The 15,679-nt window shown below is 56.7% G+C and carries 18 protein-coding genes; 2 read left to right on the forward strand and 16 right to left on the reverse strand.

Going from position 1 to position 15,679, the window contains the following annotated elements; all coding sequences use genetic code 11:
- Window positions 1–34: 34 nt before the first annotated feature.
- From FMM72_RS03785 to FMM72_RS03810, 6 genes are all read right to left on the reverse strand, one after another.
- Window positions 35–529 (reverse strand): PTS sugar transporter subunit IIA, encoded by a 495-nt coding sequence (locus tag FMM72_RS03785; protein WP_160209472.1) that lies wholly within the window; start codon window positions 527–529, stop codon window positions 35–37.
- A gap of 122 nt (window positions 530–651) precedes the next feature.
- The gene (gene licT / locus FMM72_RS03790) at window positions 652–1,488 is read right to left on the reverse strand and encodes a BglG family transcription antiterminator LicT (protein WP_243157717.1); all 837 of its coding nucleotides are present in this window, start codon (window positions 1,486–1,488) and stop codon (window positions 652–654) included.
- A gap of 285 nt (window positions 1,489–1,773) precedes the next feature.
- Window positions 1,774–2,034 carry a sporulation transcriptional regulator SpoIIID gene (spoIIID, locus tag FMM72_RS03795; RefSeq protein ID WP_160209471.1) on the reverse strand — a complete coding sequence of 87 codons (261 nt, stop codon included), beginning with the start codon at window positions 2,032–2,034 and terminating at the stop codon, window positions 1,774–1,776.
- Window positions 2,035–2,129: 95 nt separating this feature from the next.
- Window positions 2,130–2,294: a helix-turn-helix domain-containing protein gene (locus tag FMM72_RS03800; protein ID WP_201758523.1), complete on the reverse strand. Its 165-nt coding sequence runs from the start codon at window positions 2,292–2,294 to the stop codon at window positions 2,130–2,132.
- 287 nt (window positions 2,295–2,581) lie between these two features.
- Complete coding sequence (locus FMM72_RS03805) at window positions 2,582–2,791, reverse strand: helix-turn-helix domain-containing protein (RefSeq protein ID WP_160209469.1); 210 nt, start codon at window positions 2,789–2,791, stop codon at window positions 2,582–2,584.
- A gap of 82 nt (window positions 2,792–2,873) precedes the next feature.
- On the reverse strand, window positions 2,874–3,083 hold the full coding sequence (locus tag FMM72_RS03810) for a helix-turn-helix domain-containing protein (RefSeq protein ID WP_160209526.1): 210 nt from the start codon (window positions 3,081–3,083) through the stop codon (window positions 2,874–2,876).
- A 276-nt stretch (window positions 3,084–3,359) separates the two neighbouring features.
- Between FMM72_RS03810 and FMM72_RS03815 the strand changes: the two genes are divergently transcribed.
- A complete protein-coding gene (locus FMM72_RS03815) occupies window positions 3,360–4,181 on the forward strand; it encodes an aldo/keto reductase (protein ID WP_160209468.1) in 822 nt (273 codons plus the stop codon).
- Window positions 4,182–4,255: 74 nt separating this feature from the next.
- Here the strand turns inward: FMM72_RS03815 and feoB are convergent, their stop codons facing one another.
- Window positions 4,256–6,259 carry a ferrous iron transport protein B gene (gene feoB / locus FMM72_RS03820; RefSeq protein WP_162220645.1) on the reverse strand — a complete coding sequence of 668 codons (2,004 nt, stop codon included), beginning with the start codon at window positions 6,257–6,259 and terminating at the stop codon, window positions 4,256–4,258.
- Window positions 6,256–6,504 (reverse strand): FeoA family protein, encoded by a 249-nt coding sequence (locus tag FMM72_RS03825; protein WP_006875516.1) that lies wholly within the window; start codon window positions 6,502–6,504, stop codon window positions 6,256–6,258. The genes feoB and FMM72_RS03825 overlap by 4 nt, the downstream gene beginning before the upstream one ends.
- Before the next feature lie 196 nt (window positions 6,505–6,700).
- On the opposite strand from FMM72_RS03825, the gene FMM72_RS03830 reads away from it, so the two are divergent.
- Complete coding sequence (locus FMM72_RS03830) at window positions 6,701–7,537, forward strand: DegV family protein (protein WP_162220646.1); 837 nt, start codon at window positions 6,701–6,703, stop codon at window positions 7,535–7,537.
- 87 nt (window positions 7,538–7,624) lie between these two features.
- Here the strand turns inward: FMM72_RS03830 and FMM72_RS03835 are convergent, their stop codons facing one another.
- The 8 genes from FMM72_RS03835 to nikB form a co-directional block, all read right to left on the reverse strand.
- Window positions 7,625–8,473 carry a hypothetical protein gene (locus FMM72_RS03835; RefSeq protein WP_162220647.1) on the reverse strand — a complete coding sequence of 283 codons (849 nt, stop codon included), beginning with the start codon at window positions 8,471–8,473 and terminating at the stop codon, window positions 7,625–7,627.
- Between the two features lie 134 nt (window positions 8,474–8,607).
- A complete protein-coding gene (locus FMM72_RS03840) occupies window positions 8,608–9,540 on the reverse strand; it encodes a DMT family transporter (RefSeq protein WP_243157718.1) in 933 nt (310 codons plus the stop codon).
- Between the two features lie 107 nt (window positions 9,541–9,647).
- Entirely contained in the window at window positions 9,648–10,481 is an 834-nt protein-coding gene (gene proC, locus FMM72_RS03845) for a pyrroline-5-carboxylate reductase (RefSeq protein WP_160209464.1), read from the reverse strand.
- Window positions 10,482–10,658: 177 nt separating this feature from the next.
- Complete coding sequence (locus tag FMM72_RS03850; protein WP_162220648.1) at window positions 10,659–11,864, reverse strand: M24 family metallopeptidase; 1,206 nt, start codon at window positions 11,862–11,864, stop codon at window positions 10,659–10,661.
- 37 nt (window positions 11,865–11,901) lie between these two features.
- Window positions 11,902–12,903, reverse strand: a complete 1,002-nt coding sequence (locus FMM72_RS03855) for an ABC transporter ATP-binding protein (protein WP_162220649.1) — start codon at window positions 12,901–12,903, stop codon at window positions 11,902–11,904.
- Entirely contained in the window at window positions 12,896–13,885 is a 990-nt protein-coding gene (locus FMM72_RS03860; RefSeq protein ID WP_162220650.1) for an ABC transporter ATP-binding protein, read from the reverse strand. The genes FMM72_RS03855 and FMM72_RS03860 overlap by 8 nt, the downstream gene beginning before the upstream one ends.
- 13 nt (window positions 13,886–13,898) lie before the next feature.
- Window positions 13,899–14,738, reverse strand: coding sequence for an ABC transporter permease subunit (locus tag FMM72_RS03865; RefSeq protein WP_162220651.1), 840 nt, complete (start codon window positions 14,736–14,738; stop codon window positions 13,899–13,901).
- Window positions 14,739–14,750: 12 nt separating this feature from the next.
- Window positions 14,751–15,671, reverse strand: coding sequence for a nickel ABC transporter permease (nikB, locus tag FMM72_RS03870; RefSeq protein ID WP_160209459.1), 921 nt, complete (start codon window positions 15,669–15,671; stop codon window positions 14,751–14,753).
- Between the last annotated feature and the right edge of the window lie 8 nt (window positions 15,672–15,679).

A 15,679-nucleotide genomic window follows, 5' to 3' on the forward strand; every position in this document is an offset into this window, starting at 1 on the left:
TCCCTCCTTCCATCCGCAGATGGGTTGCCGTTTATTATTTGCGCAGGCGGATCAGCTCCTCTAATTCGCCGGCATGTTTGCCCGTAAAGGTTTCAATTTGAGAAAAGTCGCCGGAATTACAGACAACGACGGGCGTGATGACCTGATAGCCCGCTCCGCTGATTCCCTCCATATCGAATTCAATCAACAGATCGCCCGCCTTGATGCGGTCGCCGGTCTTGACATGCGCCGTGTAAAACCGACCCTTGAGGCTCACAGTATCAAGTCCGACATGTACAAGCACCTCGGCGCCATCGTCCGAAACGATGCTGACGGCATGGCCGGTGTCAAACATCAGGGAAACCTCGCCGCTCACCGGCGCAACAACACGGCCGCGAGCCGGCTTGATCGCCACGCCTTTGCCGAGGATCTCCTCGCCGAAGGTGGGGTCGCTGACCTGCGCGACCGGCACGACCTCGCCTTCAACGGGCGCGAGGATCACAATGGAATCATCCTTTGCGCCAAACATATTTTTGAGCTTTCCAAACATATCGTCACTACCTTCTTGTATGCACGGCGGATGCCGCGCGTCTTTATGGATTGTATTAGCGGCACAGCGCAGTATAGTCTGTGCTGTTTTCGAAAAAAGATTCCGAAGGCTGAAAAAGCGCGTTACGCGTCTGGAGCTGTCACACGCCGGATATGAATCGCCAGACAGGCTGTCTCCTGCTCTCCGATTAAAAATGAATGCGCGTCGTTCAGATAAGCGCCAACACAGTGGGCACAGACGGTTTCGTCAGGATAAAGCGCAGCGATGGCGTCATAAAACGCCCGATCGCCCGCCGGCGGGCGATCCTGGCGCAGCGTGCGCTGCGCCAGGAATTTCAGATGTGTGACAAACCGGTCAAAATCAACGGAAGCCTCATCCAGCGGGCGTCTGTTCCAATCGCGCACAATCTGGAGCATCCGATCGATCAGATGTGTGATATCAACAGCCTCGCCGAGCGATATGTCGTATTCCGCATGGACAATGTGCATGGCGATCGACGCGGCCTCGTCGTCCGGGAAACGCGCGCCTAGTTCTTTGGCAATCAGATCGAGCGCATATTGGCCGATGGAGTATTCCTGTGGATAAAACCGCCTCATTTCAGCCAGCAGGGCGTTGTGAAACATCATGTTCTGCCTGAGCCGCAGGACCGAAAAACTGATGTGGTCGGTCAGCGTGATGTAGATGCTGTGATTGAGCCGCTTGCCTAAAATTTTGCGGGCATAGGCGATGATGCGGTTTGTGACCTCGATATGTTCAAGCGGCATGGAGGAAAAAAGCTGTTTGAGACGGTCGGTTTCGTTTTGCGTGTCCATGTGAAAGATTTTCTCAATCGCTTCCGGCGGGATGCTGTCGCCCTCACGGCATTTAAAACCGATGCCGCGCCCCATAACAACAATCTCCTTGCCGTTTTCATCGCGCGCGCTGACAATATTATTGTTGATGGCCTTTAAAATTCTCATCCACAAATACCCCGTAAAATGCAAAAAAACCAAATTTCGCACAGGCTGTATCAGCCATGCAAAATTTGGTTTTGCCTGCGTTACCAGTAACAACCCAAATGATTTATGAACTTTCTGTTAACTATTATAAGCGAACAGACAAATAATGTCAACTAGAAAGCCAAAGGAATTTGATTGATTTCTGTACAATTTTATCAGCGATTTCTTGTGCGTCTTGCTGAAACAAGCGTTTTTAAGCGTCCAAAAGGGGCATAGCGCACGCTATGCCCCTTTTTCGTCTTGAATTTATCCATGCGCTTTCATGCGCGCATATTTTTCCCTGGTCGCAATTCCGCCACGAATGTGACGTTCGGATTTATTGTGGTCAAGCACTTCCTTTACCTGTGCGTAGATGAGCGGATTGATGCGCTTTAAACGATCTGTAACATCTTTATGTACGGTTGACTTTGATATATGAAATTCCTTCGCGGTAGCACGGACGGTTGTATTATGTTCAATGATGTAGTGCGCGAACGTGATGGCGCGCTCCTCCGGCAGACCTTTCAAGACGAAACCTCCCCTGCAATTACTGTCTATGGCAGTATATGCAGGCCCGGCGGCGGTCAGAACGCCATTTCCAGAGGCGGCGCAGGAAAAGATCTTTATTCAAATTTCAAAATATCGTTTGGCGTACATTCTAAAATGTTGCATAGCCGCTCTAACGTATAAACGGTAACGCCCATGTTGTGTTTAAGGCTATAAATTGTTCGTGGGTTGATCCTGTACTTGTGAATGAGGGTGTAGGTCGTCAGTCCCCGCGATTGCATTGTACGCCACAATGGTTCATAGCTTACCACGCCTTACCCCCTCCACACCTTTTTCTCTTAGTATTGTGGAAAGAAGAAGCTTTGAAAATACTGAAAAATATATCTATAATATGTTGAAAAATTTCCGCAGCTTGATATACTGAACTATATAACTACAAAAATCAAATGGAGAAAGAATCGTAATGAACAATTCCGCTTTTTTGCACAATATGGGATAAACAAGAAAGGAACCATGCCTTTCGGCATGGTTCCTTTCTTGTTTATCCGGGGAAAATAGGGAGGAGAGACTACAGCTCGCCGTCGGGGACGTACTCGACGATTTCCCCAATCTGACAATTGAAAATTTTGCACAGCTTATCAAGCGTATGCGTTGATACAGGCAGGTTTGCCTGTAGACGCTGAACCGTTGCATGACTCATGCCATATATCACCCGCAGGGTGTAGGTGGTCGCTTTTTTTCTGGCCATGGTTTCCCACAGAGGTCGATATCGAATCACGGTTCTGCCTCCTGTGCTTTAAATTGTGCGGGTAAGAAGCACGGCCGGCACAGGGCTGCCGTCTGACCATGCCATGTGTGGCTCACAAGGCTTCATCCGGCATATATTCCGCCACTTCATCCAGCCGGCAATCAAGAATTTTGCACAGGCGGTCGAGCGTGTAAGTGGAAACAGGCAAGTTTTTTTGCAGTCTTTGAACCGTTGAATGGCTGATGCTGTGAATTTCCCTTAATGTGTAAGTTGTCGCTTTTTTTTCTGCCATCGTTTTCCATAACGGTCCATATGAAATCACGCCGCCCAACCCCTTTACATCCTTCATTATGGCTGTTATAATGGCCATAATGTATGGCTGTTATTTGGCCATACAGGGATGAGCCGGCGCCTTTAGTTGCAAGAGGCGGTCAGGTATCTGTGAGACAGGTCATGGGGTTTTGCTTTTTCGATGGAATTCAGCAAAATATTTGAAAAATTCCTTTATACGATCTTCGGCACATCTGTACAAATGCATCCTGTTTGCTTTATAATGGTACCAAGCGCCATAGGCGCATTGCGAGAGGAGTGGTTTTAGATGAGACATGTGGTTTCGCTTTACAATGGCATAGAAATGCCATTGGTGGGACTCGGTGTCTTCAAGACCAACGGCCAGAAAGAGATGGACCATGCAGTCCAGTACGCGCTCGAAGCCGGTTATCGAAGTTTTGATACAGCACAGATGTATCAGAATGAGCATATTCTGGGCGAGTCGCTGCGCCGTTCAGGTATCGCGCGAAGCGACATCTTTCTGACAAGCAAGTTGGACAACCCAAACCAGGGGTACGACAAGGCCCTGCTGTCCTTTGAGGAAAGTTTGAGAAAATTAAAGACAGATCATCTCGATCTTTTCCTGATTCATTGGCCAGGGCAGAAACGCGCGCGCCTGATTGATTCCTGGCGCGCACTCGAGCGGTTGCATAAGGAGGGACGCATCCGCGCGATCGGTGTTTCTAATTGCATGAAACGGCATCTGCAATGGATGGCTGAGGACTGTGACGTTATGCCCGCTGTCAACCAGATTGAACGCCATCCGCTGCTCAATCAAAACGAGCTGGCGCAGTGGTGTACACAGCGTGGAATCCAGGTTGAGGCATGGGCACCGCTTGTGCGCGGCAGTTTTGATTTTCCGTTGATTCGTGAGATGGCCGCGCGTTATGGCAAAACACCTGCGCAGATCATTCTGCGGTGGAATGTGCAGAGCGGCTACGCGGTGATTCCAAAATCGATACACCGGGACCGTATCTTTGAAAACATCGATCTGTTCGATTTTGCGCTCGACGAAACGGATATGCGCGCGATCGACGCAATGGATGCGAACGGCCGAACAAGCTTTGACCCCGAGACTTTTGATTTTTGAAATATTGGAGGGAGAGCTAAAAAGGCGCCCCTGGAACTTTCGTTCCAGGGGCGCCTTTTGACAGACGCGCGCAATTAAAAAATGAAACGTGCCGCGTGATAGATAAGGAACGCGGCCGCCCAGGCGATCAGGCATTGGCCCATGGCCATGACGGCTGCATAGCGGCCGCCAAGCTCGCGGCGCACAGCCGCGATGGCGGCGACACACGGCGTATAAAGAAGCGTGAACGTTAAAAATGCGACCGCAGCGGCGGGCGTAAAAATCTGCGCGAGCGCCGCCGGCAGCGTCGCGGTATTTGTGCCAGTGAGCACAGCCAGGGTGCTTACGACGGCCTCCTTGGCGGAAAAGCCGGTGATCAGGGCGGTCGCCGCGCGCCAGTCGGAAAAACCGAGCGGCGTGAACACCGGCGAGATCAGCCGGCCGATTCCGGCGAGCATACTCGCCTCGCCGCCCGCGGCGACAACGTTCAGACGCGTGTCAAACGTCTGCAAAAACCAGATGACGATTGTCGCCAGAAAAATGACCGTGAACGCACGCGTGAGAAAATCCTTTGCCTTGTCCCACAAGAGCAGCGCGACGTTCTTTGGCCCGGGCAGGCGATAGTTCGGCAGCTCCATGACAAATGGCACGGGCTTGCCGTGAAAGGCCGTATTTTTCAGCACAAGTCCGCACAGGACGCCCACGGCCATGCCGCCCGTGTACAGGCAGATCATCACAAGCGCCGGATGCTTTGGAAAGAATGCAGCGGTGAACATCGCATAGATTGGAAGCTTGGCGCTGCACGACATAAAGGGCGTAAGCAAAACGGTCATCTTGTGGTCGCGTTCAGAGGAAAGCGTGCGCGTCGCCATGATCGCCGGCACCGAACAGCCAAACCCGATCAGCATCGGCACGAATGAACGGCCCGACAGGCCAATTTTGCGTAGCAGCTTGTCCATAACAAAGGCGACACGCGCCATGTAGCCGCTGTCCTCAAGGATTGAAAGGAAGAAAAACAGCACAACAATGATTGGCAGAAAAGAAAGCACGCTGCCTACGCCCGCGAATATGCCGTCGATCACAAGCGAATGAATAACCGGGTTAAGGCCATAGCGCGTCAGCGCGTCCGATGCTGCGGCCGTGAGCGCGTCAATTCCCATCGACAACAGGTCGGAGAGGGCCGTACCGATCACGCCGAACGTCAGCCAGAAGATGACAAGCATGATCGTGAGAAAAATCGGGATGGCAAAATATTTGTGCGTCAGGACATTATCCATGCGCAGGCTGCGCAGATGCTCGCGGCTTTCTGTGGGCTTGACCACCGTTTGAGCGCACAGGCTGTCGATGAAGCTGTAACGCATATCCGCAAGCGCCGCTTCGCGGTCGGTTCCAAGCTCTGTTTCCATCTCCGTGACGCTGTGCTCGACCATATCCTGTTCATTCTGTGAAAGCTTTAACCGCTCGAGCATCGGCAGGTCGCCTTCAACAAGCTTTGTCGCGGCGAAACGCGGCGGAACGCCGGTATGCTCCGCATGATCCTCGACCAGATGCGCGATCGCATGGATGGCGCGGTGTACCGCGCCGGAACAAAAATCGAGCCGTGCCGGGCGGCGGCGGTCGCGCGCCGTGGCGATGGCCGTTTCGATCAGCTCGTCGATCCCTTCGTTTTTGACGGCGGAGATCGGCACGACCGGCACGCCCAGCTCCTCCGACAGGCGTCTGAGCTTGATGGTGCCGCCGTTGGCGCGGAACTCATCCATCATATTAAGCGCCACGACCATGGGAATATTCAGCTCGATAAGCTGCATACTCAGATAGAAATTGCGCTCGATATTTGTAGCGTCCACGATATTGATGATGCCGTCCGGGTGCTGGTTGAGCAGAAAATCCCGCGTGACGATTTCTTCGCTCGTATAGGGGGAGAGCGAATAGATGCCCGGCAGGTCGACGACCGTTACGCCGCGCCGCCCGCGGATCTCGCCGTCCTTGCGCTCCACCGTCACGCCCGGGAAGTTGCCGACATGCTGGTTGGAGCCGGTCAACTGGTTAAAGAGCGTCGTCTTGCCGCAGTTCTGGTTGCCCGCCAATGCGAATATCATTTGGAGGTGTCCTCCTCGATTTCGATTTCGCGCGCATCCTCCAGGCGCAACGTCAATTCATAGCCGCGCAGATGCAGCTCAATCGGATCGCCCATCGGCGCGACCTTGCGCACCATAACGCGCGTTTTCGGCGTCAGACCCATATCGAGCAGCCGCCGGCGCAGCGCGCCGGCCCCGCCCACCGTCAGGATGGTGCCGCTGTGCCCAATGGGCAGTTTGTCAAGCGTCAAAGGAATCGCTCCCATCTATATTCAGATCCTGTTTCAATCAATCGATTTTCAAATATGACTTGCGATTTCAATGATACCCTTGCACGCGTAATTTGTCAAGAAAACGCGGCGGCACGCCGGAAATGAAATGAACGTTGATTTCACGGACAAAATAAAGTATGATGGAGAAAGCCAAACGGTGCGGCCGGTCCGCCCGGGAAAGGAAGTAACTATGGCATTTTACAGATTGGTAACTGATAGCTGCTGCGAGCTGGTTCCCGCACTGAAAACGCGTCTGCATGCCGAACAGGCGCCGCTGACCATGCTGCTTGACGGCGTCAGCTACACGGACGATGAGACCCTTGACCGCGACCGCTTTCTTGCTGCGATGAAGGCGAGCCGCAGCGCGCCGAAATCGGCCTGCCCATCGCCGGACTGCTATGCGCGGCTGTTTTCCGGTGAGGGCGATGTGTTTGCCGTCACCATCTCCTCAAAACTCAGCGGTTCTTATAACAGCGCCCAAATCGGCCGCACACTCGCGCTTGCCGCGCGCCCCAATCAGAAAATCCATGTATTTGATTCCTGTTCGGCGTCGGCCGGCGAGCTGGCGGTTTCCCTGCGCATTGCGGAGTATGTGCAGGCGGGGCTTGGCTTTGACGAGATCGTTTCAAAAACAGAAGCATTCATCCGCAAAATGCGCACCTTTTTCATTGCGGAAAGCCTTGATACGCTGATCAAATCGGGGCGGATGGGGCGTATAACCGGTTACGTGGCCTCGGCAATGTCGCTGCGGCCGATTATGACAGCCGACCATGGCGAAATCAAGCTGTATGAAAAGGCGCGCGGCTCTGTACGCGCTTTTACGCGCCTGGTCGATATCATTGGGGAGTGCGGCGCCGACCTGTCAAAACGCACGCTGGTCGTTTCCCACTGCCATAACGAGCGCCAGGCTGCCTTTGTCGCCGCCGAGGCAAAGCGGCGTTACCCGTTTGAGGACGTGGTGGTTGTGCCCACGGGGGGACTCAGCTCCATGTATGTCAACAGCGGCGGCGTGATCATTGCGTTTTAGATGGTTCCCGGGCCGCGGCGGCGCTTTCTGGAACACAAAAAGGAGGCTGGGCACAGATGTGCCAGCCTCCTTTTTCATATTTCATATTCAGGGACGCTTCCGAGACGACCGTTTGAATGTAAAGTCCAATTCACGCACGACGCCTTTTGCATCATAGACACGCGCTCCCTCGCCCGGCCGGCTGATGCCAAGCTCCTTATAGAGCGCCCGCTCCACCTCATGCGCTTTCGGTTTTGGGCTGGAGACCGTATCCGGCTTTTTGCTGGCGTCCGCGTCCCCCGGCGCGTCTGTACCCTGGGACGCGTCGCCGGCGTCCGGCGTCTGGGGGTGTTCGCTGTCCTCGCCCGATTCCTCCGCGCCGGAAAGCTCCTCGCTTTTTTCGGCCGCGTCGGCGCGCTTTTCGTCTATGATTTCCTGTTCACTCGGCAGACGTTCATAATCGCCGTTTTTGATAAAGATCTTCTGTTCGGTCTGAATACCGATCATGCGCCGGGCGATCCGTTCGAGCTGGCCCTTTTTTTGAGCTACCGACAGGTTGGGATTGCTGGAGATTGTGCGCGCCGCGCTCAGATAACCCTGCATTTTGTTGATATAGAGCTGATCGGCCTCTTCTTTTGTCTTGCATTTGGCGAGCTGCTGCTTATACTGCGCGCGTTCACGCTTGACCTGTATGGCCTCCTCATAGAGCGTGGGGGCGTTGATGCGCAGATATTCCAGCTCCTCGGGCGTCAATTCACCGCCGGAATCGAGCTTGCTTTTGATCGAGGAGATGGCGTTGCTTTTGCGTACGTCGCTCGCCTGCTTGCGCAGCCTGGCAATCTCCGGGTCCTCGCCCTCCTTGGGCATGGTAGGGTCGGCCTTGCGCTGCTGCCACTTCATGCTAAGCCCCATCATCCGAATGGATTGGAACACCGATCCGATCACCGGCAACGCCATTGAAAAAACCTCCTTCAATGCTGTCTGACAACTTCCTCTGTTATATATATTCGTCAGCTGCGCCAATTCACAAAGCGTTTGGTGAGAAACTTGTGAAGGAAATTTCCAATAATGCTGCCAGACACAGGACCCGGTCAGCCGTTTTTTCTGCTGCAGCGCGCCCGCAGCCAGGCCGTCAGACGCCTATCCTCCCGGATGAGAAGCACAGAAAACAGAATCACGACCGCGCCGGCCATTTTCTGTGTGTTCATTAATTCGTGCAGCACAAGATGGCTCAATATCAGCCCGACGATCGGATTGATATACGCGTATGTGGAGACGACCGACGTAGGCCACCGCTTGAGCAGATACATATAGGAGCCAAGCCCGATGATGGAATCGGCTACGCCCATGTAAACAGCCGGCAGCACGCCGCCAGGATTCAGCGTGGAGGGGCGCAGGTTCCCAGTGAACAGGGCGGCCAGCAGGAAAGCCGCGGCTGGTACGGCCGACTGGACAAAGATCTGGAGGACGAAAGTCGCTTCTACCGTGCGGTTTTTCAGATAAATAGTGCCTACGCTCCACACACAGACCGAAGCAAGCAGCAGCGCGATGCCGCCGATATCCGCGCCGCCGCCGAGCAATCCGCTGGCCGACGCGATCATGACGCCAAGAAAGCCGCCCGCCATACCGATGACGCCGGGCGCTCCAACATCAAAATGACGCTGGGCGAGCGAATCGACAAGGACAAGCCCCACCGGGATCAGACAGAGCACAATGGTCGAGATGCTCGCATCGACGCGCACGGCGGCGAACAGAAGCAGCAGCGTGTTGAGAAAGTACATCAAAAAACTGCCGGTGCCAAGCGTTTTCCAGTCGCGGCGGGTGACGCGCAGCGGGACGCCGCGCGCGGCGGCCGCCAAAGCGATCAGAAGCGTTGTGACGGTGAAGCGGACGGCGCCCACCATCAGCGGATGCATAGAGGTGGACCCGAGCTTATTCGCCACGGTTGAAGTCCCCCAGAAAAAACAGATATTAAAATAAGCAATCCATGGCAGGACAGCCTGAAAAAACATTTTCTGTTTCAAAACGGTTCCTCCCAGACGAAGGATGGCGCGGCGGCCATGCGCCGCCGCGCAGAAATCCCCGGGACCCGGAGGGGTCCCGGGGACTGGGCGTCGGACAGGCCGCTGTTTTAAGCCTTTTTGCCGACCTCGATCATCTTGTCGCAGCTTTCAGTGACGGCGTTCATGACCGTATTGCGGAACGCTCCGCGCTCGAGCGCGTGCACACCGACAATCGTACTGCCTGCCGGCGAGCAGACGCTATCCTTTAATTCGGCCGGGTGCTTGCCCGTCTGGAGCACCATCTCGGCCGAACCGGCCAGCGCCTGCGCGGCAAGGCGGATGGCCATGTCGCGCGGCAGGCCCTTTTCAACGCCGCCGTCCGCCATCGCCTCGATAAACAGATACGCGAACGCGGGGCTGCATCCGCTTACGCTCGTCAATGGGTCGATCAGGTTTTCCGGAAGCAGATACGACATGCCCACCAGATTAAACAGCTCGACGCCAAGCGCGCTGTCTGCTTCTGAGGCGTGCGCGCCGGCGGCGATGCCCGCGATGCCGCGCCGCACAAGCATCGGCGTATTCGGCATGACGCGCAGGACCGGGTTTTTCGGGAAAAATTCCTCCAGAAAGCCGAGCGTGATGCCGCCCATGATGGAGATGACGAGCTGCCCGGGCGAAAACGCGCCGCTGACCGCCGTGAGCATCGGGCGGGCGTACTGGGGTTTGATTGCAAACACGACGATGTCGCTGCGCTCGATTACGGCGCGCGCGCCGCTGTTCGCATCGTCGTTGACGGCGGTGAACACGCCGTATTTTTCCCTCAGCGCGTCGAGCCGGGCGGCGCTGACATCGGTGACGGCGACCTGATCAGGCTTGACAAGGCCGCTCGCCAGGACGCCACTGAAGATCGCCTCGCCCATTTGGCCGCCGCCGATAAATCCGATTTTCTTTTGTTCAATCATTTGACGTTCCTCCCATGCCGCCGGATTGCAGCGGCCGTTGATTCATTCCGTTTTCTCAGAACTTGCATTTATATCGGGAGAAAGCGGCTTGGCGGGGGCTTTTTTACTGGAGGGTCCGCACGCTATGACGGAAAAAACCGCCGTCAGGTCGCCGCTTTTCAGTGTGAATACAGGTTCTTACATCGGCAGGCGCATTAACTCCTGCGGCGCGGGCGTGAGAAGCTCGCAGCCCGTTTCGGTGACGACAAAGTTCTGTTCGATGCCGAACACGCCGATTTCAGCGTCAAAAAGCTCGGGCTCGAGCGCCATGACCATGCCCGGCTCCAGGATAATGTCGCAGTCCATCGACAGCGTGGGCAGCTCATGCACGTCAAGGCCCACGCCGTGGCCCATCCAGCCCTTGCAGCGGTTGTAGGAATCCATACCCTTTGATGAGAAAAAGCCGTCGACAATGCGGCAGACCTCTCTGGCAGGAATCCCGGCCTTGATAACGGAAAGGCCAAGATTGTTTCCCTCGACGGCGATATCATACATCATCTGCTGGCGGTCGGTCGGTTTGCCTGAGACTGCCTGGCGGATGATGTCGGAGTAATAGCCCTTGTAGCATGGGCCGCCGTCTACAAGCATCATTTCTCCGGGTTCTTTGCCGATCACGCGGTTCGAAGGCGGGCAGTTGCCCTGGGGATACCGCTCGCGCCCGCAGCGGATTCCAAGCGGCAGGATATTTTCCGCGCCCTGCATAAAGCTTTCGGCGCACATGATGCGGTAAAGCTCCTCCTCAGTCGTTTTGCCGCAAACAATGCTTTCAAAGCCTTTCTTATAGGAGGCCACGTTGATCCGGCAGACCTCGCGCATAACCTCGATCTCGCGCGGCGATTTGACGCGGCGGATCTCCCACAGAAGCTGCGCGGCGTCGGCGATTTCGGCGTCCGAAATCAGCGCAAAGAGGGCCTTCTGGTCGGCATACGACATGCTGACGCGGAAACCCGTGCCGATCTCCATGCCAATGCGCCCGCCCTTGACTTTGAATTTTTCAAGCGCGTAGGCGATCGCTTTGGGGAACGTGTCCGGGAAACCGGGCTCCTTTGTGCGCGTATAGGCGAGCAGGCGGTCCGGCTCGAGGCACGACGTTACCTTGACGGTCGGCTGATTGCTCGTGGAGCTGACAATCGTCATATCACCGTTGGCCGTCACAATCAACAGGCCTGGTACCGCGATCTTGCTGTCCCAGACGATCGACTGCAAGCCCGAAAAATAACGGGTATTCTCCTTGGAGGAGAGCAGCACGGCGTCAAACCCGTATTTCTGCATACCGGCGACCAGCTTGGCGATTCTGGCTTCATATTCATTGACAGGGAATTCCAGCATCATGGATGTTTGCATAGATGGCTTCCTTTCTCAGACCGGATGGCGGTCAGGATTATTTTTGATAGGGCGCTTGGCTCTGATAGAGGTGGCAGCTTACAATATGGCCGCCGAGATCGGCTGGCTGCGGACGCTGCTGGCGGCAGACGTCCATCACCTTTGGACAGCGCGTGCAGAAGGGGCAGCCGGGCGGCGGGTTCACCGGGCTGGGAACGTCGCCGCCGAGCGGCTCGCGATCCTTGTGAAGCTCCGGGTCGGGGATAGGGACGGCGTCCATGAGCGCACGCGTGTACGGATGCAGCGGATTTTTAAACAGCTCCTCCGTGCCGGCTGTCTCCACGATATGCCCGAGGTACATCACAAGGATGCGGTTACACACATGCTCGACAACGCTCAGGTTGTGGGAAATAAAGATATAGGTCAGGCCGAACTGCGCTTGAAGCTGCTGCATCAGGTTGAGAATCTGCGCCTGAATGGACACGTCGAGCGCGGAAACAGGCTCGTCGCAGACGAGCAGCTTCGGGTTGAGCGCGAGCGCGCGCGCAACGCCGACGCGCTGGCGCTGGCCGCCCGAAAATTCATGCGGATAACGGTCGTAAACATCCTCGCGCAGGCCGACGGCGCGCATCAGCTCAACGACGCGGGCGCGGCGCTCGGCCGGCGCGCCCGCCTTGTGAACGACGAGCGGTTCGGCGATGGAGCGCCCGACCGTGAAGCGCGGGTCAAGGCTGGAATACGGGTCCTGGAACACAATCTGTATTTCCCGGCTGATGCGCGCCTGCGCCTGGGGCGGACAGGAAAAGAGGTCCATCCCGTCGTACGTCACGCCGCCGGCGGTCGGGCGGTTGAGCCGGACGATCGTCTTGCCGGTCGTCGATTTTCCACAGCCCGATTCGCCCACAATGCCGAGCGTCTCCCCCTCGTATACGTCGAAGGAGATGCCGTCGACCGCGCGCACAAGCTTTTTCTGGGAAAATATCCCGCGTGAACGGACCTTGATGGGATAATACACCTTCAGATCCCGCACTGCAAGCAACGGTTTTTTCTCGTCAGTCAAGGCGTTTGCCTCCTTCCTCACACAAAAAGCACCGCGCCCGGCGGCCGTCCGGCATTTCATACAGCGGCGGGTGTTCTGTGCGGCAGCGATCGGCGCAGTGGGCGCAGCGCGGCGAGAAGCGGCAGCCCGCCGGATAATCCTTGGGGCTTGGGACCGTGCCGGGGATGTTGTAAAGCGCGTCGACGCGCCGCCCCATGACGGGCACGCTGCGCAAAAGCCCCTCTGTATACGGGTGCAGGGGATTTTTAAACAGCTCGTGCACGCCGCCGTATTCGACGGCCTCGCCGGCGTACATGACCATAACGTCGTTGGCGATCTCCGCCACAACGCCAAGGTCGTGCGTGATCAGGATGACCGACGCGCCCATACGGTCCTTGAGCTGGGCGATCAGACGCAGAATCTGCGCCTGAATAGTCACATCGAGCGCGGTGGTCGGCTCGTCGGCGATCAGGATTTTCGGGTTGCAGGCAAGCGCCATCGCGATCATGACGCGCTGGCGCATACCGCCGGAGAGCTGGTGCGGATATTCGTCGACGATGCGCTCCGGCGTCGGAATGCCCACGAGCGTGAGCATCTCGACGGCGCGTGCACGCGCCTGCTTTTTCGTCATGCCCTGGTGCAGCATCAGGCTCTCCATGATCTGCCGGCCGACGGTAAACACCGGGTTTAAGGAGGTCATCGGCTCCTGGAAGATCATCGAGATATCATTGCCGCGGATTTTGCGCATGTCGCGCTCGTTAAGCTTTAACAGGTCCACGCCGTTATAAAGGATCTCCCCGGCGATGATGCGCCCGGGCGGCGACTGGACAATGCGCAGGATCGACAGTGACGTGACGCTTTTTCCACAGCCGGATTCGCCGACAATTGCGAGCACCTTGCCTTGCTCGAGCGTAAAGTCAAGCCCGTCGACGCCGGGCAGCACGCCCTCCTCGGTATAAAAATACGTTTTCAGGCCCTTGACCTCTAAGATAGGTTCTGCCATGGCCGGACCCTCCTCAACTGTTCTTCAATTTCGGGTCGAGCGCGTCGCGCAGGCCGTCGCCCACGAGGCTAAAGCTCAAAACCACAAGGGTGATCATGACGCCGGGAATCAGCGCGGCAAACGGCGCGCTGCGGATGACGTCGCGGGCTGTGGAGAGCATGGCGCCCCACTCGGGATTGGGCGGCTGGACGCCGAGCCCCAGAAACGACAGCGACGAAGCGGTCAGGATCGCCGTGCCCAGGTCCATCGTAGTGTTGACGATGATCTGCGACATCGCGTTCGGGATGATATGCGTGGCGATGATGCGCGCGTGCGACGCGCCGAACACACGGCAGGCCTGACAGTATTCGCTGTTGCGGATTGTCATGACGACGCCGCGTACAAGACGCGCGCTGATCGGTACGGAATAAAACGCGATGGCAATGATGACGTTCTGCATACCGCTGCCGAGCACCGCCACGACCACAATGGCCAGCAGCAGCCCTGGAAAAGCGAGCAGGATGTCGATGGCGCGCGAGATGACCGTGTCGACCCATTTGCCGAAGTAACCGGCCATCGCGCCGAGAAGGATGCCGAAGAACGCGCCGATGAGCACGCCGCAAAGCGACACGCCCAGCGACACGCGCGCACCGTAGACAATGCGCGCAAACACATCGCGGCCGAGGTTGTCGGTGCCGAAGATGTGCGCGGCGCTCGGCGCCTGGTAACAGATGTCCGGGTTGATGGCGTTGGGATCGGTTTGGCACAGCAGCGGCCCGAACAGGGCCGTCAGGAAAAACAGGATCAGAACAATACCGCCGATAACGGAGGCGGGCCGTTTGATAAAGCGCCGGAATACCGGGTTTTTAAACACGCGCCTTCCCCCCTAATCGTATTTGATGCGCGGATCGATCAAGGCATAGATCAGATCGACCGCCAGGTTTACAAGGACGAATGTGGTGGCCAATACAAGCACCGTGCCCTGTACGACGGGATAGTCGCGCTTGAGCACGCCGTCAACCATGAAACGTCCAATGCCCGGCACGGAGAACACGGCTTCGACAAGCATGGAGCCTGCCAGCAGGCCGCCGAAGCGCAGGCCCACCACTGTGACGACCGGGATCAGGGCGTTTTTAAAGGCGTGGCGCATGACGATGACAGCCTGCGAAATACCGCGTGAACGCGAGGTGCGGATATAATCCTGTCGCAGCACCTCCAGCATCGACGAGCGCGTTGTACGCGCGATCAGGCCGACCGACTGCATCCCAAGCGTGATGATCGGCAGCACGTAATGAAGCGGCGTACGCAGCCCCATGCTGGGCAGCCAGCCCAAATGTATGGAGAACAGCAGCAGCATGACAAGCGCGAGGAAAAACGACGGCGTCGACACGGACAGCAGGGAGAATACCATGATGACGTTGTCAGTCAGCTTGTTCTGCTTGACGGCCGACAGAACGCCGAATGTAATGCCGACCACGGCGGCAAAGACGGTCGCGCCGAGCGCCAGCTTCAGCGTGGCCGGATAACGCTGCGCAATCTCATCGATGACGGGACGGCGTGTGGTGATCGATTTGCCAAGGTCGCCATGCAGCGCCTTGACGAGAAAATCGCCGTACTGCGTCAGAAGCGGCTTATCAAGCCCAAGCTCCGCGCGCTGCGCCGCGATCGCCTCCTTGGAGGCGTTGATGCCGAGCATGTTCGCCACCGGATCGCCGGGCACGAGGCGAATCATCATAAAGCAGATAAAGGAAATGATCAGCAGGACCGGGATGACCTGCAAAATTCGTTTGACGGTGTAACCAAGCACGGGGCGCT

The organism is Anaerotruncus colihominis, assembly GCF_010206195.1.
GTDB lineage: Bacteria > Bacillota > Clostridia > Oscillospirales > Ruminococcaceae > Anaerotruncus > Anaerotruncus colihominis_A.